The organism is Promicromonospora sp. NPDC050262 (genome assembly GCF_040655935.1).
Taxonomy (GTDB): Bacteria; Actinomycetota; Actinomycetes; order Actinomycetales; family Cellulomonadaceae; genus Promicromonospora.
The window spans coordinates 152761-176315 of the sequence record NZ_JBFAKX010000013.1; the positions used below are offsets into that span (position 1 = coordinate 152761).

At 73.1% G+C, this 23555-nt stretch carries 20 protein-coding genes; 5 read left to right on the top strand and 15 right to left on the bottom strand.

Annotated features, from left to right (window positions below; all coding sequences use genetic code 11):
• Window positions 1-49 precede the first annotated feature (49 nt).
• From AB0I29_RS19540 to AB0I29_RS19565, 6 genes are read right to left on the bottom strand one after another with little or no spacing between them, the layout of a single operon-like run.
• Complete coding sequence (locus AB0I29_RS19540; protein WP_285101479.1) at window positions 50-1126, bottom strand: ABC transporter ATP-binding protein; 1077 nt, start codon at window positions 1124-1126, stop codon at window positions 50-52.
• Window positions 1123-2040: an ABC transporter permease gene (locus tag AB0I29_RS19545; protein WP_182614664.1), complete on the bottom strand. Its 918-nt coding sequence runs from the start codon at window positions 2038-2040 to the stop codon at window positions 1123-1125. Before AB0I29_RS19545 ends, AB0I29_RS19540 begins: the two co-directional genes overlap by 4 nt.
• On the bottom strand, window positions 2037-3020 hold the full coding sequence (locus AB0I29_RS19550) for an ABC transporter permease (protein WP_285101476.1): 984 nt from the start codon (window positions 3018-3020) through the stop codon (window positions 2037-2039). The genes AB0I29_RS19545 and AB0I29_RS19550 overlap by 4 nt, the downstream gene beginning before the upstream one ends.
• Window positions 3017-4120, bottom strand: coding sequence for an ABC transporter ATP-binding protein (locus AB0I29_RS19555; RefSeq protein ID WP_357484590.1), 1104 nt, complete (start codon window positions 4118-4120; stop codon window positions 3017-3019). The genes AB0I29_RS19550 and AB0I29_RS19555 overlap by 4 nt, the downstream gene beginning before the upstream one ends.
• Window positions 4120-5790, bottom strand: a complete 1671-nt coding sequence (locus tag AB0I29_RS19560) for an ABC transporter substrate-binding protein (protein WP_357484593.1) — start codon at window positions 5788-5790, stop codon at window positions 4120-4122. The genes AB0I29_RS19555 and AB0I29_RS19560 overlap by 1 nt, the downstream gene beginning before the upstream one ends.
• A 46-nt stretch (window positions 5791-5836) precedes the next feature.
• The gene (locus AB0I29_RS19565) at window positions 5837-8419 is read right to left on the bottom strand and encodes a glycoside hydrolase family 3 C-terminal domain-containing protein (RefSeq protein ID WP_357484596.1); all 2583 of its coding nucleotides are present in this window, start codon (window positions 8417-8419) and stop codon (window positions 5837-5839) included.
• A gap of 91 nt (window positions 8420-8510) precedes the next feature.
• Between AB0I29_RS19565 and AB0I29_RS19570 the strand changes: the two genes are divergently transcribed.
• Window positions 8511-9158, top strand: coding sequence for a TetR/AcrR family transcriptional regulator (locus AB0I29_RS19570; RefSeq protein WP_285101469.1), 648 nt, complete (start codon window positions 8511-8513; stop codon window positions 9156-9158).
• A 21-nt stretch (window positions 9159-9179) separates the two neighbouring features.
• Here AB0I29_RS19570 and AB0I29_RS19575 read toward each other — a convergent pair whose 3' ends face one another.
• The 4 genes from AB0I29_RS19575 to mraZ form a co-directional block, all read right to left on the bottom strand.
• On the bottom strand, window positions 9180-11291 hold the full coding sequence (locus AB0I29_RS19575; RefSeq protein WP_357484600.1) for a penicillin-binding transpeptidase domain-containing protein: 2112 nt from the start codon (window positions 11289-11291) through the stop codon (window positions 9180-9182).
• Complete coding sequence (locus AB0I29_RS19580) at window positions 11288-11716, bottom strand: hypothetical protein (RefSeq protein WP_285101467.1); 429 nt, start codon at window positions 11714-11716, stop codon at window positions 11288-11290. Before AB0I29_RS19580 ends, AB0I29_RS19575 begins: the two co-directional genes overlap by 4 nt.
• On the bottom strand, window positions 11713-12756 hold the full coding sequence (rsmH, locus tag AB0I29_RS19585; protein ID WP_285101466.1) for a 16S rRNA (cytosine(1402)-N(4))-methyltransferase RsmH: 1044 nt from the start codon (window positions 12754-12756) through the stop codon (window positions 11713-11715). Before rsmH ends, AB0I29_RS19580 begins: the two co-directional genes overlap by 4 nt.
• A 184-nt stretch (window positions 12757-12940) precedes the next feature.
• A complete protein-coding gene (mraZ, locus tag AB0I29_RS19590; protein ID WP_357484605.1) occupies window positions 12941-13411 on the bottom strand; it encodes a division/cell wall cluster transcriptional repressor MraZ in 471 nt (156 codons plus the stop codon).
• Window positions 13412-13807: 396 nt separating this feature from the next.
• Here mraZ and AB0I29_RS19595 point away from each other — a divergent pair, with 396 nt between their 5' ends.
• From AB0I29_RS19595 to AB0I29_RS19605, 3 genes are read left to right on the top strand one after another with little or no spacing between them, the layout of a single operon-like run.
• Complete coding sequence (locus tag AB0I29_RS19595; protein WP_357484608.1) at window positions 13808-14857, top strand: MoxR family ATPase; 1050 nt, start codon at window positions 13808-13810, stop codon at window positions 14855-14857.
• Window positions 14858-14877: 20 nt separating this feature from the next.
• Window positions 14878-16191: a DUF58 domain-containing protein gene (locus tag AB0I29_RS19600; protein WP_285101463.1), complete on the top strand. Its 1314-nt coding sequence runs from the start codon at window positions 14878-14880 to the stop codon at window positions 16189-16191.
• A complete protein-coding gene (locus AB0I29_RS19605; RefSeq protein WP_285101462.1) occupies window positions 16188-18479 on the top strand; it encodes a transglutaminase domain-containing protein in 2292 nt (763 codons plus the stop codon). The genes AB0I29_RS19600 and AB0I29_RS19605 overlap by 4 nt, the downstream gene beginning before the upstream one ends.
• A gap of 93 nt (window positions 18480-18572) precedes the next feature.
• On the opposite strand, the gene AB0I29_RS19610 is transcribed toward AB0I29_RS19605, so the two are convergent.
• From AB0I29_RS19610 to AB0I29_RS19620, 3 genes are all read right to left on the bottom strand, one after another.
• Window positions 18573-18998 (bottom strand): DUF3040 domain-containing protein, encoded by a 426-nt coding sequence (locus tag AB0I29_RS19610; RefSeq protein ID WP_285101461.1) that lies wholly within the window; start codon window positions 18996-18998, stop codon window positions 18573-18575.
• A 106-nt stretch (window positions 18999-19104) separates the two neighbouring features.
• Entirely contained in the window at window positions 19105-20346 is a 1242-nt protein-coding gene (locus AB0I29_RS19615) for a DNA polymerase IV (RefSeq protein ID WP_357484614.1), read from the bottom strand.
• A 59-nt stretch (window positions 20347-20405) separates the two neighbouring features.
• Window positions 20406-20873 carry an SAV_6107 family HEPN domain-containing protein gene (locus AB0I29_RS19620; RefSeq protein ID WP_285101459.1) on the bottom strand — a complete coding sequence of 156 codons (468 nt, stop codon included), beginning with the start codon at window positions 20871-20873 and terminating at the stop codon, window positions 20406-20408.
• Window positions 20874-21051: 178 nt separating this feature from the next.
• On the opposite strand from AB0I29_RS19620, the gene AB0I29_RS19625 reads away from it, so the two are divergent.
• Window positions 21052-22011, top strand: a complete 960-nt coding sequence (locus AB0I29_RS19625; protein WP_357484619.1) for a fused MFS/spermidine synthase — start codon at window positions 21052-21054, stop codon at window positions 22009-22011.
• A gap of 63 nt (window positions 22012-22074) precedes the next feature.
• On the opposite strand, the gene AB0I29_RS19630 is transcribed toward AB0I29_RS19625, so the two are convergent.
• Window positions 22075-22278 carry a cold shock domain-containing protein gene (locus tag AB0I29_RS19630; protein ID WP_020016705.1) on the bottom strand — a complete coding sequence of 68 codons (204 nt, stop codon included), beginning with the start codon at window positions 22276-22278 and terminating at the stop codon, window positions 22075-22077.
• Window positions 22279-22568: 290 nt separating this feature from the next.
• Window positions 22569-23498 carry a PAC2 family protein gene (locus AB0I29_RS19635; protein ID WP_285101457.1) on the bottom strand — a complete coding sequence of 310 codons (930 nt, stop codon included), beginning with the start codon at window positions 23496-23498 and terminating at the stop codon, window positions 22569-22571.
• Window positions 23499-23555: the final 57 nt, after the last annotated feature.

The following is a 23555-nucleotide window of genomic DNA, read 5'->3' on the forward strand; positions in this document are numbered from 1 at the left end:
GCGGTCGAACAGATCTCACCGCCCGACCACTGCTCGCACGCGCCACCAACTACCGCGCCACCAGATCCGGCAGCTTCTCCCCCGCGGACAACGAGGTGTGCAGGTGGCACGCCACCAGACGCCCGTCCTCGGCCTGGGCCGTCCGGCCCAGCACCGGCAGCTCCGTGCGGCACACGTCCATGACGTGCGGGCAGCGCGGCGCGAACGGGCACCCGGGCTCGCGCTGGGACAGGTCCGGTGGCGCGCCGGGGATGCCCGAGAGGTCGCGTCGCGGCCCGTGCAGCGGAGGGAACGAGCCGAGCAGGCCCGCGGAGTACGGGTGCCGCGGGTGCGTGTACACGTCGCGCGCGGCGGCCGTCTCCACGATCTCGCCCGCATACATGACGGCGATGCGGTCCGCCACCTCGACCAGCAGGGACACGTCGTGCGTGATGAGCACCACGGAGAACCCCAGCCGCTCGCGCAGTTCCATGACCTGCTCCAGGATCTGGCGCTGCATCACCACGTCGAGCGCCGTGGTGGGCTCGTCCATGATGAGCACCTGCGGCTCCAGGGCCAGCGCCATCGCGATCATGACGCGCTGACGCATGCCGCCGGAGAGCTGGTGCGGGTAGGCCCGCAGGCGGTCGGCCGAGATGCCCACGAGCCGCAGCAGCTCCGCCGCCCGCTCCCGGGCCTCCCCGCGCCCCATCCGCGGCCGGTGCGCCAGGATGCCGTCCACGAGCTGCTTCTCCACCCGGAACACCGGGTTGAGCGAGCTCATTGCGCCCTGGAACACGATCGCGATGTCGCGCCAGCGGGCGGCCCGCAGCTCGGCGTCGGACAGGGCGAGCAGGTCCGCCCGCTTGCCGTCGCGGTTCGTGAGCCACACCTCACCACCGGTGATGAGGCCGGGCGGGGCGAGCAGCCGGGTCGCGGCATAGGCGAGGGTCGACTTGCCGCAGCCCGACTCCCCCGCCAGCCCCAGCACCTCGCCGCGGCGCAGCGTCAGGGAGACGTCGCGCAGCACGTGCGTGGGATCGTCGCCGAACCCGTAGTCGACGCTGAGGTTCCGGACCTCGAGGACCGGCTCCGCCGTCGTCGTCGCCGTGCCCGTATCGGCACCAGCGCTCGTAGCCGTGCTCATGACCGCACCTCCCGCACCACCGGGGTGAACCCCACGCGCGGCCGGATGCCCCGGCGACGCAGCGAGCGCGCGTGCAGGCCGGTGGACCGCAGGCGGGGGTTGACGATCTCGTCGATACCGAAGTTGACCAGGGTCAGCGCCATGCCGAGCAACGCGATGCACGCCCCGGCCGGCACGAACCACCACCACGCGCCACGCTGCAGCGCGAGGTTGTTCTGCGCCCAGAACAGGATGGTGCCCCAGTTCCAGTCGCTGACCGGCGTGATGCCGATGAACGACAGGGTGACCTGGGACAGCACCGCGAACGTCACGGTGCCCACGAACCCGGAGGCGATGACGGCCGTCAGGTTGGGCATGACCTCGGCGAGCACGAGGCGCCAGGTGCGCTCCCCGTTGGCCCGGGCCGCCTCGACGAAGTCGCGCTTGCGCAGCGACAGCGTCTGGGCGCGCAGCACGCGAGCGCCCCAGGCCCAGCCGGTGGCCCCGATGACCAGCGCGACGGTGAGCCCGCCGGCGGACGGGAGCTGCGCGGCGATCAGGATGATCAGCGGCAGCTGCGGGATGACCAGGAACATGTTCGACAGCGCGGACAGCGACTCGTCGCCGATGCCGCCGACGAACCCGGCGGTCACGCCCACGAGCACGCCCACCACGGTGGCGCTCACGCCGGCGACCAGGCCGACCACCAGGACGCCGCGAGCGCCCACGATGATCTGGGACAGGATGTCGCGCCCCGTGTGGTCGGTGCCCAGCCAGTGGGTGGCGGACGGCGGGCTGAGCAGCGCGTCGCTCACCTGGTTGGGGTCGTACGGCGAGAGCCACGGGCCCACCAGGGCGAGCAGCGTGAAGAAGCCGAGAATGACCAGGCCGGTGATGACCTTGCCGTTGCGCAGGAACAGCAGCTGGTTCTTCATCGGTCCTCCGTCCGGGTGCGGGGGTCGAGCAGGGCGTAGGCGAGGTCGGCCACCATGTTCGCCACGAGGACGGACAGGGTGATGACCAGGAAGCAGCCCTGCATCAGCGGGTAGTCGTGGGTGGAGACCGCCTGGTAGAGCGTGTAGCCGATGCCCTGGTAGGAGAAGACCATCTCCATGATCAGCGTGCCGCCGACGACGAAGCCGAGGGACAGCGCGAAGCTGGAGACCTGCGGCAACACGGCGTTGCGCGCGGCGTAGCCGAGCATGACCTGCCGCTCGGGCAGGCCCTTGGCGTGCGCCACGGTGACGTAGTCCTCCGAGGAGACGGTCACCATCATGTTGCGCATGCCGAGCACCCAGCCGGCCACGGACGACAGCACCACGGTGAGCGCGGGCAGGAACCCGTAGTAGATGACAGAGCCGATGAACTCGCCGCTGAACGCGGGCACCAGCCCGCGGTCGTAGCTGCCGCTGGACGGGAACCAGCCGAGGTTGACCGACAGCACGGCGATGGTGATCAGGCCCAGCCAGAAGTACGGCACGGCCTGGAAGAACGTCGCCACGGGCAGCAGCCCGTCGGCCCAGGTGCCGCGGCGCCAGCCGAGGAACGTGCCGATGAGCGAGCCGATCACGAACGCGATGATCGTGGCGACGCCGACCAGCCCGACCGTCCACGGCAGCGACTGGGCCACGATGTCGGCCACGGGCGTCGGGAAGTGCGTGAACGACAGCCCGAGGTCGCCCCGCAGGAGCAGACCCCAGTAGTCGACGTACTGCTGCCAGAGACTGGTGTCCTGGTCGAGGCCGAACAGCACGCGCAGCGAGTGCTCGGCGTTGCTGTCGATGCGGCCCTGCATGCGGCCCAGCAGCGCCGTCACGGGGTCGCCCGGCAGCAGCCGCGGGATGAAGAAGTTGATGGTGATCGCGGCCCACGCGGTCAGCGCGTAGAACACGACCCTGCGCAGCAGGAACCTCATGTGGCCGCCTCCCCGTTCGTACCCGACCCGTTCGCACCCGCGTGGCGGACGGCGGGCCCGACGTCGGGCCGCCCCTCCCGCTCGCTGTACCCCCAGCACGCGGCGGACCGCCCGGGGGCGACCTCGATCAGCTCGGGGGTCTCGGTGCGGCACAGGTCGGTGGCGTACGGGCAGCGCGGCGCGAACCGGCAGCCGGGCGGCGGGTCCACAAGGCTCGGCGGCTCGCCGCCGGTCCCCTGCTCCCGCACGGCCGCCGCTCCGACGCCCGCCAGGTCGTCCGGGTCGGGCGCGGAGGCGATGAGCAGCCGTGTGTAGGGGTGCAGCGGCTCCTGGGTCACGGACTCGGAGTCGCCGGTCTCCATGACCTGCCCCGCGTACAGCACGGTGGTGCGGTCGGCGAAGTACCGGGCCGAGGCGATGTCGTGGGTGATGTACAGGACGGCGATCCCGAGCCGGTCGCGCAGGTCGGCCAGCAGGTTGAGGATGCCCAGCCGGATCGAGACGTCGAGCATCGAGACGGGCTCGTCGGCGAGCAGCACCTCCGGGTCGGCGGCCAGGGCCCGCGCGATGGCGATGCGCTGCCGCTGCCCGCCGGACAGCTCGTGGGGGTACTTGTCCACGTACCGCGTGGCGGGCGTGAGGTGCACGCGCTCCAGCAGCTCGGTCAGGGCGGCCTCGAGCTCGGGGCCCCGCAGCGTGCCCCCGCTGGACTGGCGCCGGTGCAGGCGCAGCGCCCTCGTCAGGGTGTAGCGCACGGGGTGCACCGGGTTCAGGGACCCGAACGGGTCCTGGAAGATCATCTGCACGCGTCGCACGTACGCGCGGAACGCCCGCCGGCCCCGCAGGCGCACGTCGGCGCCGTCGAGCAGCACCTGCCCGCCCGTGATCGGGATCAGTCCGGCCAGCAGCCGGGCGACCGTGGACTTGCCGGAACCCGACTCCCCCACCACGGCCAGGACCTGGCCGCGGTGGAGCTCGAGGTCCACGCCGTCCACGGCGTGGATCGCCCGGGCGGGCGAGCCACCGCTGACGCGGCGCCCGCCCGCTCGGAAGTGCTTGGTGAGGCCGTGCGCGGCCAGCACCGGTGTGGTCTCGCTCATCAGCCTTCCGCGGGCTTGAGGTGCATCAGGATCTGGGCGGCCTGCACACCGGTGGGCTGGGGCTGGTTGTACGGGTCCTCCTCGGACGGCCAGCCCACGTAGTTCTGCGTCGAGTACTGCGCGGTGGCCGGGCGGGTCCAGATGGCGATGCCCGGCACCTCCTCGACGAACACCTTCTGGATCGTGTCCAGCGCCTCGGTGCGCGTGGCGTCGTCCGGCGCGGCGGCGTAGTCGGCGAGCGCCTGCGTGGCGTCGTCGTTCTGGAAGCGGCCGAAGTTCCACGTGGCCGGCTCGCCCAGCTTCTTGTAGTGGGCGCCGTCCAGGATGTCGGAGTACATGTCCCAGGGGGTGGCGCCGCCGTCGGTCCAGTGCAGCGTGGCCTGGAAGTCGCCGCCGGGGATGATGTCGGCGAACCAGCCGTCCTGGTTGACGGGGTTGACGGTGGCGGTGGCGCCGAGCTCGGCGGCGGAGTTCTTGATGAGGTCCAGGGCGGTCAGGTAGTCGTTCCAGCCGGCCGGGTTGACGAGCTCGAACGTCACCTCGTCGCCGTCGGGGTCGACGAGCTTCTCGCCCTCCCAGGTGTAGCCGGCGTCCTCCAGCAGGGCGCGGGCGCCCTCGACGTCGACCGCGTACTCCTGGTCGGCGTAGGCGGCGGAGAGGAACTCCTCGCCGGCGGGCAGGGGCAGGCCCGTGACGCTGGTCAGGGCGGGGTTGACGCCGGAGGTGGCGACGTCGACGAGCTCCTGGCGGTCGATGACCATGTTCAGGGCCTGGCGGAACGCCTTGTCGTCGAACGGCTTCGTCTCGTTGTTCAGGTAGAGCACGTCGATGCCGAGGCCGCCGGCGGCGTACTGGTGGTAGTGCTCCGGGTCCTGGGCGATGTAGACGTTCTCGTAGTCGGCGATGAACGTCCAGCCCCACTGCGCCTCACCGGTGGTCAGGGCCGTGGTCAGGGCGTTGTTGTCGTTGTACGACGAGTACCGGATCTCGGGGACGGCGGGCTTGCCGCCCCAGTAGTCGTCGCGGGCCACGACGGTCGCGGCCTGCGGCGTCCAGGACTCCAGCGTGTACGGGCCGGTGCCCACGGGGTCGGGGTTGGTGTCGGTGGTCGGGTCCTCGACGTCGGCCCAGATGTGCTCGGGCACCATGACCAGGTCGTACAGCTTGGACTGGTTGACGAACTGCCCGGCGGTGAAGCTGACGGTCACGGTGGTCCCGTCGGTCTCGACCGTGTCGTAGGGCAGGGCGCCGGTGTTGAGCGCCTCGAAGTCCTTGCGGAGCTGGATGGAGAACGCGACGTCGTCGGCGGTGAACTCCTCCCCGTCCGACCAGGTGACGCCCTCGCGGGGCGTGATGACGGCCTCGGTGAAGTCCTCGTTCCACTCGATGCTCTCGGCGAGCCAGGGCTCCGGGGCCTCGGAGGGCCGGGCCTGGTTGCGCATCATCAGCGGCTCGTAGATCGTGAACGCGTAGCCCAGCGAGAGCGCGGACGAGCCCGTGGCGAACGGGCTGTGGTTCTCGGTCTGGACGCCGTTCGGCATGCCGACGGTCAGGGTCTCCCCGCCGCCCGCCTGAGTGGCGGTGCCGCCACCGCCACCGCCGCTGCAGGCTGCCAGCAGCGCGACGGCCGCCGCGGCCGCCACGACGGCGACGTGCTTGTGAATCCTCACGGTGTGCCTCCTTGCACTCGTCCCGGTCGGGACAGATGGGGTCTGATCACTGGTTTCCGGCGCCGGGTTCCTCCCCGGGCCGGACGGTCAGCTCGTTGGTCAGGCGCAGGTCCGCGACGGACCTGCCCGTACGCAGCCGGTAGGTGCCCGGCGGCGTGGTCCAGCCCTTGGCCTGCGGGTCCCAGACCTGCAGCGCCCGGGTGGGAACTGGTACGCGGACGGTCGCGCTGCCCATGGCGGGCACGTCCGCCACCGCGAAGCCGCCGAGCCACCGCACGGGGCGGCTCGGGCCGCCCGCGGGCGCCTCGACGTAGACCTGGACCACCTCGCGGCCCGCACGGGACCCGGTGTTCCGGACGGTCACGTACGCGGTCAGCGTCGCGGGCGCGTCGTGGGACTGGCCCCAGGCGAGGACGGCGTCCTCGTACTCCCAGGTGGTCCAGCCCAGTCCGTGCCCGAACGGAACGGCCGGCGCCGGCGCGCCGTCCGGCCCGGCGGCCAGCCGCCGCTCCCAGGCGCGGTAGCCGACGTCGGTCCCCTCGGTGTAGTCGACGACGCCGCCCACCGGCCGCGCGTGCGGCACCGGGACGTCCTCGAAGCGTGCCGGGAGCGTCCACGGCAGGCGGCCGGACGGCTCGGTGGCGCCGGTCAGCACGTCGGCGAGCGCCGTGCCCGCCTCCTGGCCGGGCAGCCAGCCCCACAGCACGGTCGGCACGTCGTTCAGCCAGGGCAGCAGCACGGGCGCGCCCGCGTTGACGACGACGACGGTGCGCGGGTTCGCCGCCGCGACGCGCCGCACGAGCTCGTCCTGGTTGCCCGGCAGGTCGAGGTCCGGCCGGTCGTAGCCCTCGGACTCGACCTCGGCGGTGGTGCCGACCAGCACCACGGCGACGTCGGCGGCGGCAGCGGCGTCGACCGCGGCGGCCAGCTCGGCGGCGGCCGAGGGGCCGGGCAGCCGGTGCACCAGGGCGGCGCGCACGAAGTGCCCGTAACCCACGGCGTGCACCACCTGGACGGTCGCGTCCAGGTCGGCGGTGCCGCTCGCCTGCGCGAGCGTCGCGATCGGGTGGTTGTGCCCCGAGGAGAGCACCACGTCCTCGTCCACGCGGGTGGCGCCGGTCGCGACCTCCGCGTCGTCGACGAGCACCCGGTGCACGCCGACCGTGCCGACGCCCAGCTCGTGGGCGCCCGGCTCGTCGAGGCGGACGGTCGCCCGCAGGCGGACGGCGTCGGCGTCGGGCCGCACGTCCTCCAGCCAGCCGGTCCACTCCCGGGCGGTGCGCTCCTCGAGCGTGCTGCCGTCGGCGGCCAGGAGCTCGACGCGCAGGCCGGGCTGCCCCGTGACCGGGTCGGTGCACCGGTCGACGTCGAGCTCCGGCGGGTTGTGCAGGGCGCGGGCGCCGGCCAGCACGGTCAGCTCGGAGCCCTGCGGCAACGCGGCACGCAGCTCGTCGGCGGGGTAGGTGAGGTGGTCGGGCTGCACGAACGAGGAGCCGCCGCCCTGGAAGAACGGCTCGACGGCGGCGGGTCCGAGCAGCGCGACGCGCAGCGGGCGGGCACCCTCCTGCACCAGCGGCACCAGGCCGGCGTCGTCCTTGAGCACCACCACGGAGCGTGCGGCCAGCTCGCGCAGGAGCTCGCTCGACGCCGTGGTCGCGGCCTGGTCCGGCACGGCCTGGAGCACGAGGTGCGCGCCCACGCCACCGCCGTTCCCGTCGGCGGACCCAGGCAGCACGAGCCGGCCGGTGCGACGCGCGAGCCGCAGCAGGCGCAGCACCTTGTCGTCCAGCTCCGACGCCGCGACCTCGCCGGAGCGGACGGCGTCGAGCAGCCCGTCGCCCCACGCGCCGTCAGGCCCGGGCATCTGCAGGTCCAGGCCGCCCCGCACGGCGGGCACCACGGACTGCGTGGCGACCCAGTCGCTCACGAACAGGCCGTCGTAGCCCCACTCCTCCTTGAGCAGGTCGACCACGAGCGGCCGGTGCTCCAGCAGGGGCGCCGCGAGGCCCTCGGTGTCGGCGCCGTTGTAGGCGCCCATGACGGACCACGGGTTGACGTCGCGCACGAGGCGCTCGAAGGGTGCCAGGTAGGCCTCGCGCAGCGTCCGCTCGTCGAGGCGCGCGAGGTAGCGCGTGCGCTCGGTCTCGGAGTCGTTGGCGACGTAGTGCTTGACGCACATCCCGACGCCCCGCTCCTGCGCGGCACCCACGAGCGCCACCGCGATCTCGGCGGTCAGGTGCGGGTCCTCGGAGTAGCACTCGAAGTGCCGGCCGCCCACGGGCGTGCGCTGGAGGTTCACCTGCGGGGCCAGCACCACGTCGACGCCGTGGCGACGGGCCTCGGCGGCGAACAGCACGCCGCCGCGGCGGGCCAGCTCCAGGTCCCACGTCGCGGCCAGCGCGGACGGCGCGGGGAACATCGCGGACGTCCCGCCGTTCGGGCCGCGCACGCCGACGGGGCCGTCGGACAGCACCACCGGCTCCAGGCCGATCCGTGGCACCCCCGTGGTGGTCCACATGGACGCGCCCACGACGAGCGACACCTTCTCCTCGACCGAGAGCTGGTCCAGGAGCCGGAGCAGCTCGGGCTCCGGGGCGACGGCCTGCGTGGTAACAGCCTGCGATGACACGTGCTTCTCCGTTCGGCGGTGGACGGCTGACCGCATTCAACCACACTTACTTACTGGTAAGTAAGCCCGCAAAGTTCTGTATCGTGAGGGCATGCCAGACGCGACCGGGCAGGCTGCCCCGAAGGCCAAGCGACCCACCCGCGACGAGCGGCGGGAGGAGATCCTCGCCGCCGCCACGCGCGTGTTCGGGTCCAAGGGCTACCACCAGGGCTCGCTCGTCGACGTCGCCGCCCAGGTGGGCATCACGCACGCCGGGGTGCTGCACCACTTCGGCAGCAAGGACAAGCTGCTGTGGGAGGTGCTCGAGTACCGCGACCGCGTGGACGTGCAGCACCTGGAGGGCAAGCACATCCCGGGGGGCATGGAGCTGTTCCGGCACCTGGTCACCACCGCGAGGCTGAACGCCGACCGGCGCGGCATCGTGCAGGCCTACGCGGTGCTCACGGGCGAGTCCGTGACCGACGGGCACCCGGCGTCCACCTGGGTCGCCGAGCGCTTCTCCGTGCTGCGCGGCGAGATCTCCCAGGCCGTGCGCGAGCTGGCCGCCGAGCGGGACGTGACCCTGCCCGAGGGCGAGCCCGAGCGCGCCGCGGCCGCGGTGATCGCCGTCATGGACGGCCTCCAGCTCCAGTGGCTGCTCGACCCGGAGGCCGTCGACCTGGCGTCGGCCACGGGCTTCGCCATCGAGTCGATCCTGACGGCCACCCTCGGCGCCGCCGTGCGGATCGCGGGCTCCTGACCCGCGACCCGCACGGCCGCCTCACCACTCGGTCTTGAGCCGCCGCTCCTGGTCCTCGCTCGGCGGCACGTCCATCTTCTGCAGCGTGAAGCCCATGACGTCGCTGAACACCGGCGCCGCGACGTCACCGCCGAAGATCGAGCTGTGCGGGCTCTTGAGGAACACCGCCACGGTGTACCGGGGGTCGTCGGCCGGCGCGACGCCGATGAACGACGCCATGTACGTCCAGCCGCCGCCCGCGGGCATCTGCGCGGTACCGGTCTTGCCCGCCACCCGGTAGCCCGGCACGGCCGCGTTGGTACCCGTACCGCCGTCCTCGGTCACGGCCTCCATCATCTCGACCAGGGTGTCCGCGGTCTCCTGCGAGATGACCCGCTCACCCGGCTCGCGCCCGGCCGGCGTCGTGACGCCGTCGGGGCTCGTGGAGCCCTCGAAGAGCGTCGGCGTCATCCGCACGCCGCCGTTCGCCACCGTCGAGAACACGCTGGTGGCCTGCATCGCGTTGACGGACAGGCCCTGCCCGAACAGCACCGCGTACTGCGTGCGGCCGTCCCAGTCCGCGACGTCGGCGGGCGGCATGAGGCCCACGGACTCGCCGGGCAGGCCCAGGCCCGTCGGCTCCCCGAACCCGAACTTGTACAGGTAGTCCTGCCGGGTCTGCAGCGGGATCTTCTCGCCGGCCTGCACGGTGCCCGTGTTCGACGACTGCGCCAGCACGCCCGTCAGCGTCAGCCGCTGCACGGGGTGCTCGTGCGAGTCGCGGAAGGTCTGACCGTTCGGCGTCGTGTAGGTGTACGGCACGGTGAACCTGCTGTTCGGGTTCCAGTAGCCGCCCTCCAGCGCCGCGGCCATGGTGATCACCTTGCCCGTCGAGCCCGGGTCGAACACGTCCTTCACGGCGCGCGAACCGCCCGCGACGGCCGACGTCGACCGGTCGTTCGGGTTCACCGCACCCGAGTCCGCGAGCGCCACGATCTCGCCCGTGCGCACGTCCTGCACGATGGCGATGCCGTACTCGGCGCCGGTGGTCCGCTTGGCCTCGTCGATCGAGTCCTGGGCCTTCCACTGGATGTCGTGCACCAGCGAGAGCTGGATGCTGTCGCCCGGGACCGCCGGGACCGACTCCTGGCCGGCGGCCGGGATGCGCAGGCCGTCGAGGCTGCGCTCGTACGTGTCCGAGCCCGCGGTACCCGCCAGCAGGTCGTCGTACGCCGCCTCGATGCCGCCCTGCCCGGTCTGCTCGTCGTCCACGAAGCCGACCAGCGAGCCCGCGACCGTGCCGGCCGGGTAGGTGCGCCGCGAGGTGAGGTCGGTCCGGATGTACGCCCGGATCTGCAGGTCCGCGACGGCGCGCTGCACCTGCGGCACCACGTTCTTCGCGAGCACCTTGTAGCGGGACTCGCCCACGAGCTTGGCCGCCAGCTCGTTCTTGGGCTCGTCGAGGATCGGCGCGAGGAGCTGGGCGATGCCCAGGGCGCCGTCCTGCACCTTGTTGCCCTCGGCGTCGACCCGCCCCGAGCCGCGGAAGTCCTCGATGGCGACCGGGTCGCCCACCACCGTGTACCGGTCCACCGAGGTGGCCAGCACCACCCCGTTCGCGTCCGTGATGTCGCCCCGGTGCGCGGGCGTCACCGCGGTGGCCGTGCGCGCGGCCTCGGCCTTGGCGGCCAGGCTCGGGCCCTCGATGAGCTGCACGTGGACCAGCCGCACCAGGAAGACGAGCACCACCACCGCCGCGATGCCCACGAGCCAGCGCTGCCGTACCTCCGGCCGGCCCGGCCGGGGCGGCAGCGGCCGGGCCACCCGCGACCGCGCGGGGCGCGGCTGCTGGGCGGACGCCGGGCGTGGGGCACCGGGTGCCTGAAGGCCCAGCCGTGTGCTGGTCGCACGCGGCTGGGCCTTCGTGGGCCGGGCCCTGGTCGGCTGAGCCTTGGTGGGCTGAGCCTTGGCGGGCTGAGCCTTCGCGGGCCGGGACGTGGCCTGGGTGGAGCGGGCCTTCGGCGGCTGGGCCTTGCCCTTCGCCTGGGGCGGCTGGGCCTTGCCCTTCGCCTGGCGCGGCTGGGCGGAACGCGGGCCGGCAGCGCGCCCCGACGGGGTGCGCTGCCGGCCCGAGCCCGACGTCGGACCCGTCACTGGTCCGTACCCTTCACCACCTTGCCGGTAAGGACACTGACCATGGTCGGGTTCTCCGCCGGCACCATGCCGAGGCTGCGGGCCTTGGCGGGCAGGTCCGTCTCGGCCGCGCTCAGGTCCTCCTGCAGCACCTGGACGTCCTGGGCGGTCTGCGCCACGTCGCCCTGGAGCTGCGACATCTCGTAGGAGCCGCGCGCGAGCGTGGTGTTGAGCACCAGCACCGCCACGAGCGAGCCGACCATCAGGGTGGCGCACAGCACGAAGAAGGGCACGCGACTCTTCGCGTGCAGCGGCGCGCGGACCACGTCCAGGCGGCGGCCGCGCTGCGCGGCGCCCCCCGAGATCGCGGTCAGCGGTGCCCTGCGGGTGCGAGGCAGCTCGGCCGGACGGACTGCGCGGGCCGTCGCGGCGTTGGTAGCACTCATCGGCGGTCCTCCTTCGTTGTGTGGTGCTTGGTGGTGCGGTTCAGCAGGTGCTCGGGCGTGGGGCGCAGACGCCGCGCGGCGCGCAGCCGGACCGACGCCGAGCGCGGGTTGCGCTCCAGCTCCTCGGCGTCGGCCTCCTCCGCGCCCCGGGTGAGCGCCTCGAGATAGGGCCGGTGGGTCTCGGGCTCGACGGGCAGGCCGGGCGGGGCCGACGACGTGGTGCCCTGCGCGATGGCCCGCTTGACGATCCGGTCCTCGAGCGACTGGTACGACTCCACGACGATGCGGCCGTCCACCGCGAGCGCCTCGATCGCGGCGGGTACGGCCCGCTCGAGCACCTCGAGCTCGCCGTTCACCTCGATGCGCAGCGCCTGGAAGGTGCGCTTGCCCGGGTGGCCGCCCGTCTTGCGGGTCGCGGCGGGGATGACGGCGCGCAGCAGATCGACGAGCTCGCCGCTGCGGTCCCACTCCCGCTCGGCCCGACGGCGGACGATCGCCCGCGCGATCTTGCCCGCGAAGCGCTCCTCGCCGTACTCCCGCAGGATCCGCGCGAGGTCGCGCTCGTCGTACGTGTTGAGCACGACGGCCGCCGTCAGCTCCTGGGTGGAGTCCATGCGCATGTCGAGCGGGGCGTCCTGCGCGTAGGCGAAGCCGCGGTCGGTCTCGTCGAGCTGGAGCGAGGACACCCCGAGGTCCATGAGCACGCCCTGCACGGCGCCGCCGGCGTGCGCGTCGACCACCTCGGTGATCTCGTCGTACACCGCGTGCACCGGCGTGAACCGGTCGCCGAACCGGGCCAGCCGCTCGCCCGCGAGGGCGAGGGCCTGGGGGTCGCGGTCGATGCCGATCACGCGGGCCGCCGGGAGCTGTTCCAGCACGGCCTCGGTGTGGCCACCCATGCCCAGCGTGCAGTCCACCAGGACCGAGCCGGGCTCGGCGAGCGCGGGGGCGAGCAGGTCGACGCAGCGCTGGAGGAGCACCGGGAGGTGGCGGTCGGCGGCGTCACTGCCGGTGCCGGGGCGGTCGTCGGTCGCGTTCATCGGTGTCTCCCTCCTGCGTGGTGCTGGTCCTGCCGTGCTGGTCCTGCCGTGCTGGTCCTGCCGTGCTGGTCCTGCCTGCCGGGGGCCGCCCGGTCAGGTCTCCCTCCGCACGGTTCCGGCGGCGGGGAAGTGCGCCGGATCCTGCGGGAGGAGGCCTGGCCGTACGGCCGTCCCCTCGCCCTGCCTAGAAGCTCAGCCCGGGGAAGATCTCCTCGGCCTGGTCGATGTAGTCGGGTTCGGTCTGTTCCTGATATGTGGCCCACGCCTGCGCATCCCACACCTCCACGCGGGTTCCCACCCCGATCACGACCACATCGCGGTCGAGACCGGCGTACGCCCGCAGGTGCGTCGGGATGGAGACGCGGCCCTGCTTGTCCGGGACCTCGTCGCTCGCTCCCGCCAGGAAGTTTCGCGTGTAGTCCCGTGCTGCCTTGCTCGTCACCGGCGCCTGCCGGATCTGGGTGTAGATCTGCTGGAACTCGTCCATCGGCAGAAGAAAGAGGCACCGCTCCTGCCCTTTGGTCATCACCAGACCGCCGGACAGTCGCCCCCGGAACTTGGCGGGAAGGATCAGGCGCCCCTTCTCGTCGAGCTTCGGGGTGTACGTGCCGAGGAGCAGACCCAGACCTGCGAAACCTTCTGCCATCGCAGTCATGGGCCGACACCTCCTTCCGCTCCCGCATACTCCACGCTACTCCACTTTCCACCACCACACTCGGAAAAACCGTGGGGAGAACTGCCCACCAGCCATCAATGCGCAGGTCAAAGAGGTAAAGAGCAGGTGGAGCAAATTCATGTCCGGCGTGGCGTGGAATGTCCCGGTAGGCGGCTCTGGTCCGCGGTCTCGCACGGGTCCGTCACCTGGCGAGACGTCGTTTCACCAGGGCGAAACAAGCCCTGGGATGTGTGAAGACCGCGTGATGCACTCAACAGAGTGCTTTACATCTCTACTAGGCTGGTCCAGCCGGGGCGAGCGACAGCCGCCCCGCTTCCGAACAGCGCGTACATGCGCGAGAAACCGGCCTGACTCCCGGCCCGATGGAGGTCCCCAGTGCACACGGAACGCGCCACGTCCGGCCTCACGGATCCTCGGTTCGGCGGAGCGCCCGCTCCGCAGGCAGCCCCCGGGCCAGGTGCGCTCGACGAGCTCGTGGAGACCATGGCCCGCGTCCGGGGTGCCGTGGAGTCCGTCGTGACGGGCCGGCCCGGCCTCGCCGACATCACCCTCGCCGTCCTCCTGGCCGAGGGCCACCTGCTCGTCGAGGACGTGCCCGGCGTCGGCAAGACCACCCTCGCCAAGGCCGTCGCGCGCAGCATCGACTGCCACGTGGGCCGCATCCAGTTCACGCCCGACCTGCTGCCGAGCGACCTCACCGGCGTCAACATCTTCCGCACCGGGAGCCACGAGTTCGAGTTCCGGCCGGGGCCGGTGTTCAGCAACATCGTCATCGGCGACGAGATCAACCGCGCCTCGCCCAAGACCCAGTCCGCGCTGCTGGAGTGCATGGAGGAGGGCCAGACCACCGTCGACGGCACCACCCACCAGCTCCCCCGGCCGTTCCTCGTGGTCGCCACCCAGAACCCGGTGGAGATGGAGGGCACGTACCCGCTGCCCGAGGCGCAGCGGGACCGGTTCATGGCCCGCATCACCGTGGGGTACCCGGACATCGACGCCGAGATGCTCATGCTCGACCGGCAGGAGGCCAGCACGCCGCTGGCGCACCTGGAGGCCGTGACCGACGGGCACACGCTGCTGCGGTTCGCGCAGCTCGTCCGGTCGCTGTACGCCTCCCCCTCGGTCAAGCGGTACGTGGTGGGGCTCGTCGGCGCCACGCGTGAGCACCCCGGCCTGCGACTGGGCGCCTCCCCGCGGGCCTCGCTCCAGCTCCTGCGCGCCGCCAAGGCCATCGCCGCCATGGCGGGCCGCGACCACGTGCTGCCCGACGACATCCAGCGGCTCGCCCGGCCCGTGCTGGCCCACCGCCTCATCCTCACCACCGAGGCGCGTCTCGGCGGCGTGACCCCCGAGACGGTCGTCGACGAGATCGTGCAGCGCACCCCGGTGCCGGCGCTCGAGCCCGCCGACCGGCGCCAGTTCTGAGCGGCCGGGGCGGCACGGTCATGAAGTGGCGTGACACGCTCGCACGGATCAGCCGTGTCCGGCTCACCCCCCGCGGCATCGGGGCGGCCTGCGTGGGCGGGGTGCTGATCCCGCTCGGGCTGGTGCTCACCCTGCCCGACCTGGTGGGCCTCGGCGCCGCGGCACTCATCGCCGTGGCCGTGGCCTGGCTGGTGATCGGCACCCAGCGGCTCGAGTCCGGCCGGGGCGCCCTGCACGTGACGCGGTCCGTCGCGCCCAACCCCGTGGTGCGCGACCGGACGGCGGACGTGAGCCTCCTCGTCGCCGCGCACCAGGCCTCGGGCGCGGCGTACGAGCGGCTCTCCCGCCTGCGCCTGTCCGAGCAGGCGGCGCACGAGCTCGCCGGGCACCAGGGCATCCGTGCCCGGGTCTCCGCGCGGGCCGACCGGATCACCGTCCACTACTCGCTCACGCCCATGCGCCGCGGGCGCTGGTCGCTGGGCCCGCTGCTGACCACCCGGACCGACGTGTTCGGCCTGGTCCGCGCCACCCAGCCCCTCGGCAGGGCCACGCACGTCCCGGTGTGGCCCCGCACCGTCGAGCTCGCCGTCCGCACCCGGTCGGTGGGCGACGTCGACCACTCCGCCACGGGCGCGCGCCTGCAGTCCACCGACGACTCGGTGCTGCGCGAGTACGTCGCGGGCGACGACCCGCGCCGCGTCCACTGGGCGAGCGCCGCACGCCGCGGCCAGCTCATGGTCCGCGCCGACGAGAGCGCCGGGGTGCGCCCCGTGACCGTCCTGCTCGACCGCTCGCTGCTGCCCCACTGGCAGGAGTCCGGCAGCCTGCGCCGTCCGGCGGCGGTGGACGACGGCGAGTGGGCCGTCGAGCTCGCCGCGTCGATCGCCACCTCGTTCCTCGACGCCGGCCACCCGGCCCGCCTGGTGACCACCAGCGTGGCGCCCAGCGTGGACGGCGTCCGGTTCGCCACCACCCGTGCCAGCCGGTCCGCGCTGCTGGACGCCTGCGTCGACATCCGCGGGCACCGCGGCGCGTCGGAGGGGCAGCACGCGACGAGCACCACCGCGCGAGCGCTCCGGCTCGCCCGTGTCCCGGGCGAGATCGTCGTGGCCGTGCTCGGCCCGCAGGGGCCCGACGCGCGGCACGACCTCGCCGCGCTCGGCGCCGAGGGCACCTGCTGGGGGCTGCTGGTGGCGCCGCGTGGCGCCGGGTTCCAGCACGAGCTGGACCAGACGGCCGCCGAGCTGCGCGCCTCCGGCTGGCACGTCAGCACCTGCGAGGCCCGCACCGACCCGGAGCGCGCCTGGGCCCTGCTCGCGGAGCGTGCGCCGTGATCCCCGCCCACCGCGGCCCGCTGGTCCGCACCGTCGCGTCCGGCGTGCTCGTCGCGATCGCCGTGATCGCGTCCATGCACGCGCTCACGCTCGTCATCGACCCCGGACCCTGGCTCACGGCCGGCACCACCGGCATCGTGCTCGTCTCGGCCACCACATGCGTCGTGCGGTACCTGCTGCTGCGCAACGCCGTCGACCGCGCCGCCGCCCGCCGGGCGGCGGGCCAGGGACCGAGCGCGGACCGGGCCGCCGACCGCGCGGCCGGCAGCGCCTCGTTCTTCGCGACGACGGCGGGCCTCGTGGTCGCCGTCTGGTTCGTCCTGGCCCGCTACGGCGGACCGGGCCAGCGGTTCGAGCCGTTCGTGGGGCCGGACTCCGTCGAGCAGGCCCTCGAACGGTTCCGCCAGGCCACCGAGCTGATGAGCACGCAGGTGGCGCCCGTCGACCCCGGCCCGGCCATCAGCATGGTCGCCGTGGGCGGCACGCTGCTGGTGCTGCTCGTGGTGGACTCCCTCGCCGGCGCCCGCATGCCGGGCTTCGCCGGGGTACCGCTCCTGCTCCTGTGGACGCCGTCGCTGACACTCATCGGGGACGTGCAGTGGCAGGTCTTCGTCATCAGCGTCACCGCGATGCTCCTGCTGCTCACCGTCGACCCGGTGGGGCTGACCCCGGGCCGGCGCAGCGACGCCGACTCCGCGGCGGTGCGCCGGGCGCAGCGGTTCCGCTCCGGGATCACGGCCCTGACGTCGGTGGCGGTCGCCGCCACCTCGCTCGGCGTCGCGACCGGCATGGCGGCGCTGCCGGCGCTGGCCGGGACGTGGAACCAGCTCATCTCCACGCCGTCCGACACGGTGGAGCTGTCCTCCGAGCTGGACATGCGCCAGCCGCTGAGCGCTCGGTCCTCCAACACCGTGCTGACGTACACGATGGCCGAGGGCGAGACGTCCGGCCCCCTGCGCGTCATGACGCTCACGGCGTTCGACGGCGTCCAGACCAACCGCAACGTGCCCACCGGCGGCCTGTCCGAGTTCGACCCGTCGACGGTCCTCGCGCCGCCCGGCGAGGGCGCCGACGGCGAACGCCGCCGGATGGACCTGCGGATCGGGCAGCTCGACGGCGCGGAGCTGCCGCTGCCGCTGGAGCCCCGCACCGTCGACGTCCGGGGCCAGTGGGCCTACGACCCGCTGCGGGACGAGGTGCGCAGCGGCGACGGCACCGAGCAGGGTGCGCCGTACACCGTCGAGATCGTCGACCGCGGGCTCACCCCCGAGCTGCTGCGGGCCACGCCCACCTCGGGCGACCCCCGGTCGGCCGGCTACACGGAGGTTCCGGACACCGAGCACCGGGACGACATCGCGGCCTACGCCCAGGAGATCGCCGGCGACGCACCCACCCGGTTCGACGCGGTGGTCGCGCTGCAGAACCACCTGCGCTCGGGCGCCGGGTTCGTGTACAACCCGGACGCCGACTACCGGGGCTCGTCGGACACCGTCTGGGACTTCCTGCAGAACAAGGAGGGGTACTGCACGCAGTACGCCCTCTCGATGATGGTCATGGCCCGCAGCCTCGACATCCCGGCCCGGATCGGCGTCGGCTGGCTGCCCGGCCGGCCCGACGGCGAGGGCAGCTACCGGGTCACGGGCCAGGACTCGCACGCCTGGCCCGAGATCTACTTCCCGTCGGTCGGCTGGGTCCGCTTCGAGCCGACGCCGCAGGTCCAGACCGGCCCGCTGCCCTCGTACGCGAACCCGGGCACGGGCAGCGCGCCCAGCGCCTCACCCACGCCGTCACGCGCCAACGAGGTGCCCCCGCAGCAGCCGTCCCAACGCCCCGAGCAGTCGGAGCAGGGTGCCGCCGACGACGCGTCGTCGGGCAGCCAGATGTCCGACCAGACCCTGCCGGGCTGGGCCTGGGTGGTCGCGATCGTCGTCGCCCTCGGGGTGCTCGGCGGCGCCGCGTGGCTGCTGCTGCGCCGCCGGACGGAGGTCGAGGAGCTCGACCCCGAGCGGGCCTGGGCCCGCGTCCTGGCGCTGCTCGCCGAGCGGGAGGTGCGGCTCGGCCCGTCGGTCACGCTGCGCCGGGCGCCGGAGGTCATCGCGGACCAGGTACGCGCGAGGACGGGCGCGCCCCTGCCCGACGACGTCGCCGAACGGCTCACCGCCCTGGCCGACGCCGCCGAGGACGAGCGCTACGCCCGCGACTCGACGCCGCCCACGGCCGCCGAGCTCGAGGAGCTCACGGCCACGGTGACGGCGGAGCTCACGGAGGCGCTGACCCGCAAGCCCTGACCCGCATCACACAGACAGGAGCCGGGCCCCTCGGGGCCCGGCTCCTGTCATGTGCCGGTCGTCCGGTCAGGACCACCGGGAACGGTTGGCCGGCTAGCGGCCGCCCTGGTTGCGCCGGTTCTCCCAGCGCTCTTCGAGGCGGGCGAGGAAGCCGGAACGACCGCCACCACCCTGCCGCTTGCGGGCCTTGCGTGCTCCCCCGTGCGAGGGCTGGACGGTGCCGTCTTCGCCGACGACGCCGACCGGACCCTCCTGCTGCTTCTTGCGCGGTCCGAGGAACGCGAAGACCACACCCGCGAACATCAGCACGAAGCCGATGGCCCCGAGCCACGTACGCGACGTCGCTGCACCGACGACAAGAAGAAGCAGGCCGACGACTACGCCGGCCCCGGACAGCACATAACGGAGCGCGTTACCGCGACCTGTGGACTGGAGCGTGTTCGCCAGCCGCGGGTCGTCTGACGTCAGAGCACGCTCCATCTGCTCCAGCACCCGCTGCTCGTACTCGGACAGAGGCATCGAGACCCCCGGATCTCGCAAAGGAACAGTGTCCCTTCCAGGATAGGACGACCCGGCCGTCGGTGGTAGTCGACATCCCGGGCATACCCATGACTATAGGGGCAGATCAGTAAAGATGCGTGCCGTTCTTGCGATGTACACCCAGGTCGATCGCCGTTTTCCCGAACTTCTCACGCACCGCGTCGAGCGCGAGCTCCGCCTCGCGCTGCGCTCCGGAGCGTGGATCGACCGCTTCCTCGAGGGTCGGCTGCTGGGCGGAACCGTCGCGTTCCCGCAGGTTTTCACCCCGCACGCCGACCAGCCGCACCGGGAGGCCGCCCAGATCGACCGCCGCGACGAGCTCCCGCGCCACGAGGTAGATGTCCCGGGCGACGTCCGTGGGCCCGTCCAGCGTTCGCGACCGGGTGAACGTCGCGAAGTCGCTGGAGCGCACCTTCACCGACACGGTGCGCGCCAGCACACCCTGGTGCCGCAGCCGCGCCGCCACCCGGTCGGACAGCTCCAGCACCCGGCGGTTCACCGCCTCGGTGTCGTCCTGGTCGGTGCCGAAGGTGGTCTCCGCGCCGATGCTGTGCTCGCGCTGCTCGGGGACGACAGGGCGCGGGTCGCGACCCCAGGAGAGGTCGTGCAGGTGCGCGCCGCTGACCCGGCCGACGGCCGTCTGCAGGCTCGGCAGGTCCGTGCGGGCCAGCTCCGCGACCGTCGTGATCCCCCACGCGGCGAGCGACTTCTCGGTCTTCTCCCCCACGCCCCACAGGGCGCCGACGGGCAGCGTGTGCAGGAAGTCGACGGTGGCGTCCACCGGGACGAGCATCAGGCCGTCGGGCTTGGCGTGCGTGGAGGCCAGCTTGGCCACGAACTTGTTCCGGGCGATGCCGACCGAGGCCGTGACGCCGTGCTTCTCCTCGATGCGGCGGCGCAGCTCGGCGCCGATCACTGTGGGCGGGCCCAGGCGCCGCCGGGCGCCGCTGACGTCCAGGAAGGCCTCGTCCACGCTGATCTGCTCCACGAGCGGCGTGACCTCCTGCAGCATGCCCATGACCGAGCGGGACACGTCGCGGTACAGGTCGTGGTCGGGCCGGACCACGACGGCCTGCGGGCACAGCAGACGCGCCCGCGTCATCGGCATCGCGGACCGGACACCGAACGCGCGCGCCTCGTACGTGGCGGCCAGCACGACGCCGCGCTCCTGCCCGCCCACGATGACCGGCAGGCCGCGCAGCTCCGGCCGCCGCGCCAGCTCGCAGGACGCGAAGAACGCGTCCATGTCCAGGTGCAGCACGGAGCAGCCGGACTCGTCCGACCCCCAGTCCCGCCTCGCCGCCGCTGACCGCGGCCCCTTGCTCACGAACGTGCTCCGTTCCCGCTCTTGCCCAGTGCTTGTCTGCCGGCACCCGCCGGCGCCGGTCAGGACGCCTCGGGCACCAGGGACAGGCGCTGCGTCGCGAACCCCGTCTGCGGGTCCACGAGCATCGCCACCTCGTCCCGGAAGTCCTCGGCGCACGCGAGCAGCTCGTCCGCCCGTGCGGGCTCGACCCGCTCCGGACGGCCTGCGTCCACCGCGGCCCGCAGGGGCGCGCCGGAGGCGAAGTAGCCCGACCAGGCCGCGAGGTCCGGCTCGGCGTGCGCGAGCATGTCCCACACCGTCCGCGCGCCGGAGCGCGCCGACGGGCGACCCCGCAGGGCCACGACGGCCGCGGCCGACCGGATGGCCGCGAGGTGCGCGTGCACGAACCGGTCGCCCGGGTCGGCCGCACGCGCCGCCTCGGCGAGCTCCGCGTCCGCCTTGCGCAGCAGGGCGCTGACGCCCGGCGGGACGGCGCGTGGCACGAGCATGCGTGCCGAGACCACGTCCCGCCCGCTCTGAGACTGCATGGTGCCCATCTCGAACCTCCGATCGAACCCCTTGTGCGACACTATCGAACATACGTTCTATCCTGTCAAGCGCACCGCGGGTCCGGGAGACACTGTCCTCATGGCCCGCCGCTCCGCCCGACGCCGCCCATCCTCCTCCGCACCACTGACACTCCCCGCCGAGCTGCCCGTCGGCCCCGTGCCGATCAGCACCGGCACCGCCGAGGTGGTGCGCGACCCCGACTTCCCGCAGCGGGTGACGCTGCACGTCAACGGCGTGCCGAGCTCCAGCCTCGACCTCGCCGACCCCGGTTTTCTCGACTTCGAGTACATGCAGCAGATGGCCGCGTTCGTGGCCCTCCTGCCGCCCGGGCCGCTGCGGGTACTGCACCTCGGGGCCGCCGGCAGCGCCTTCGCACGGCACGTGGAGCACGAGCGGCCCGGCTCCCGCCAGCTCGGCGTCGACCTCGACCCCCGCCTCCTGGAGCTCGTGCGCGAGTGGTTCGCGCTGCCGCGCTCGCCCCTGCTGCGCCTGCGCGCCGACGACGCGGGGCGCGCCCTGTCCACCGCCCGCGACGCCTCCTACGACGTGGTGGTCCGGGACGTGTTCGCGGGCGACCGCACGCCGGCCCACCTGGTGGGCACGGGGTTCGCCGCCGAGGCCCACCGCGTGCTGCGTCCCGGCGGCGTCCTCCTGGTGAACTGCGCCGACCGACCGCCGCTGACCACCGCGCGCCGCGAGGTCGCGAGCCTCGCGGAGGCGTTCGGGCCCGACGCCGCGGCGCAGGGCCGGCTCGCCGCCGTCGCCGAACCCGCGATCCTCAAGGGGCGCCGGTACGGCAACCTGGTCCTCGCGGCCGTCCGCGAGCTGCCCGAGGAGCCGGCGCACGACGACGGGTCCGACGCCCCGGAGGGCACCCGCGACGGCGTCCGGGACGACGCCCGGGCGGAGGGTCCGCACGAGGGTGCCCAGGAGGCCGCACAGAGCCCCCTGGGGACCCGCGACGTCGTCGAGCGCCCGGATCTGCGGGACCCGCGTCTGGGGCGCGCCCTGCGCACCCTGGCGGTGCCCGCCACCCTCCTGGCCGGCGCGGACGCGGCGGCGTTCGCGGGCACGGCGGCCCCGCTGGCGACCCCGGCCCCCGACCCGGCGACCTGACCCGCCACGCCACGCGAAAAGGCCGCCCTCCCCGGAGGGAGGGCGGCCTTCTCACGAGTTACGTCAGAGCGGCACGACTGCTTCCGCCTGCGGACCCTTGGGACCCTGCGTGATCTCGAACTCGACCCGCTGGGCCTCCTCGAGAGACCGGTACCCGTTGGACTGGATCGCGGAGTAGTGCACGAAGACGTCGGCGCCGCCGCCGTCCTGGGCGATGAACCCGTACCCCTTCTCCGCGTTGAACCACTTCACAGAACCCTGCGCCATGCTGTCCTTCGACCTTCCGTCCGGGATCCGACGGCGAGCCCGTTGCCCGCCCCCGTGCCGCAATGCTTTCCCGACTTGCTCACGACACGGCGGACGTGGCCTTGGTACGTCACTGCAACGTGCGCCAGTGTGGCATGGACCACTCAAATGTGCCACGGAACACGCACATTTCTGCCGCAGCTATGACACACCGGGCCGCGGAGCCACCGGGCACGTGCCTCGTCCCTCGGCCCACACCCTGCGCTGCGAGGCCGGCTCAGACTCTGCCTTCTTGCGACTGAGCCTGCGGCTCAGTCGCCGTTCTGCTGTGCGAGGAACCGCTCGAACTCCGCGCCCAGCTCCTCCGCGCTCGGGATCGGCGTGGTCTCCGCGAGCAGGCTCGGCCGGCCGATCGACCGCGCGAAGGCGTCGTACTGCTCCTCCAGCGCCTTGACCACGGCGGCGATCTCGGTCGACTCCGCGACCTGCTTCTCCACCTCGATCTTGGCGTCGGTCGCGGCCTCCTCGAGGGCGGGGACCGCCAGGTCGAGCCCGGTCGCCCGCTCCGTGTGGTGCAGCGCGACCACCGTGGCCGGCGGGTACTGCGACTGCGCCAGGTAGTGCGGCACGTGGACGGTGAAGCCGAGCGCGTCGTGCCCCGCCTCGCCGAGCCGGTACTCGAGGAGCGCGGACAGCGAGCCCGGCACCTTCACGCTGCCGAACCACGACGTGTAGTCGTCGACCAGGCCGGGCCGGGTTGCGTGCGCCGTCAGCGACAGCGGGCGGGTGTGGGGCAGTCCCATCGGGATGCCCTGGATGCCGACCACGAGGCTCACGCCGAAGCGCTCGACGAGCTGGATCAGCCCGGCCACCACGCGTTCCCACTGCAGGTCCGGCTCGGCGCCGTGCAGCAGCAGGAAGCCCGTGCCCTCGGCGTCGGTCAGGTGGTCGACCGCGAGGTAGGGGGCCTGGTAGTCGGCCCACCGGTCGGAGTCGAAAGTCATCGTCGCCCGCTTGGAGCGGTAGTCGAGCAGCTGGTCGACGTCGAACGTCACCAGACGCTCCACGCGGAACTCGTCGATCAGGTGCTCGACGGCGAGGTCGCCCGCGCTGCCGGCGTCCACGAACCCGCGGACGGCATGCAGCAGTACGGGCCCGTCGGAGCTGCCGGGCACGCTGCGACCCAGCGTGCGCTCCACCGCTGCCTCGTCGACGTCGTAGATGCCCTGGGGGTCTAGCACGTGCGCTCCCTCGCTCGTCGGAGTACTGCCGATCACCCGATCCGAAAGGGTGTCTGC

Coding starts and splice junctions, on each gene's coding strand:
- AB0I29_RS19630 (WP_020016705.1), bottom strand. CDS start 22,278: ATGGCGCAGGGTTCTGTGAAGTGGTTCAACGCGGAGAAGGGGTACGGG.
- mraZ (WP_357484605.1), bottom strand. CDS start 13,411: ATGACTGCGATGGCAGAAGGTTTCGCAGGTCTGGGTCTGCTCCTCGGC.
- AB0I29_RS19540 (WP_285101479.1), bottom strand. CDS start 1,126: ATGAGCACGGCTACGAGCGCTGGTGCCGATACGGGCACGGCGACGACG.
- AB0I29_RS19555 (WP_357484590.1), bottom strand. CDS start 4,120: ATGAGCGAGACCACACCGGTGCTGGCCGCGCACGGCCTCACCAAGCAC.
- AB0I29_RS19570 (WP_285101469.1), top strand. CDS start 8,511: ATGCCAGACGCGACCGGGCAGGCTGCCCCGAAGGCCAAGCGACCCACC.
- AB0I29_RS19545 (WP_182614664.1), bottom strand. CDS start 2,040: ATGAAGAACCAGCTGCTGTTCCTGCGCAACGGCAAGGTCATCACCGGC.
- rsmH (WP_285101466.1), bottom strand. CDS start 12,756: ATGAACGCGACCGACGACCGCCCCGGCACCGGCAGTGACGCCGCCGAC.
- AB0I29_RS19600 (WP_285101463.1), top strand. CDS start 14,878: ATGAAGTGGCGTGACACGCTCGCACGGATCAGCCGTGTCCGGCTCACC.
- AB0I29_RS19550 (WP_285101476.1), bottom strand. CDS start 3,020: ATGAGGTTCCTGCTGCGCAGGGTCGTGTTCTACGCGCTGACCGCGTGG.
- AB0I29_RS19620 (WP_285101459.1), bottom strand. CDS start 20,873: ATGCAGTCTCAGAGCGGGCGGGACGTGGTCTCGGCACGCATGCTCGTG.
- AB0I29_RS19580 (WP_285101467.1), bottom strand. CDS start 11,716: ATGAGTGCTACCAACGCCGCGACGGCCCGCGCAGTCCGTCCGGCCGAG.
- AB0I29_RS19610 (WP_285101461.1), bottom strand. CDS start 18,998: ATGCCTCTGTCCGAGTACGAGCAGCGGGTGCTGGAGCAGATGGAGCGT.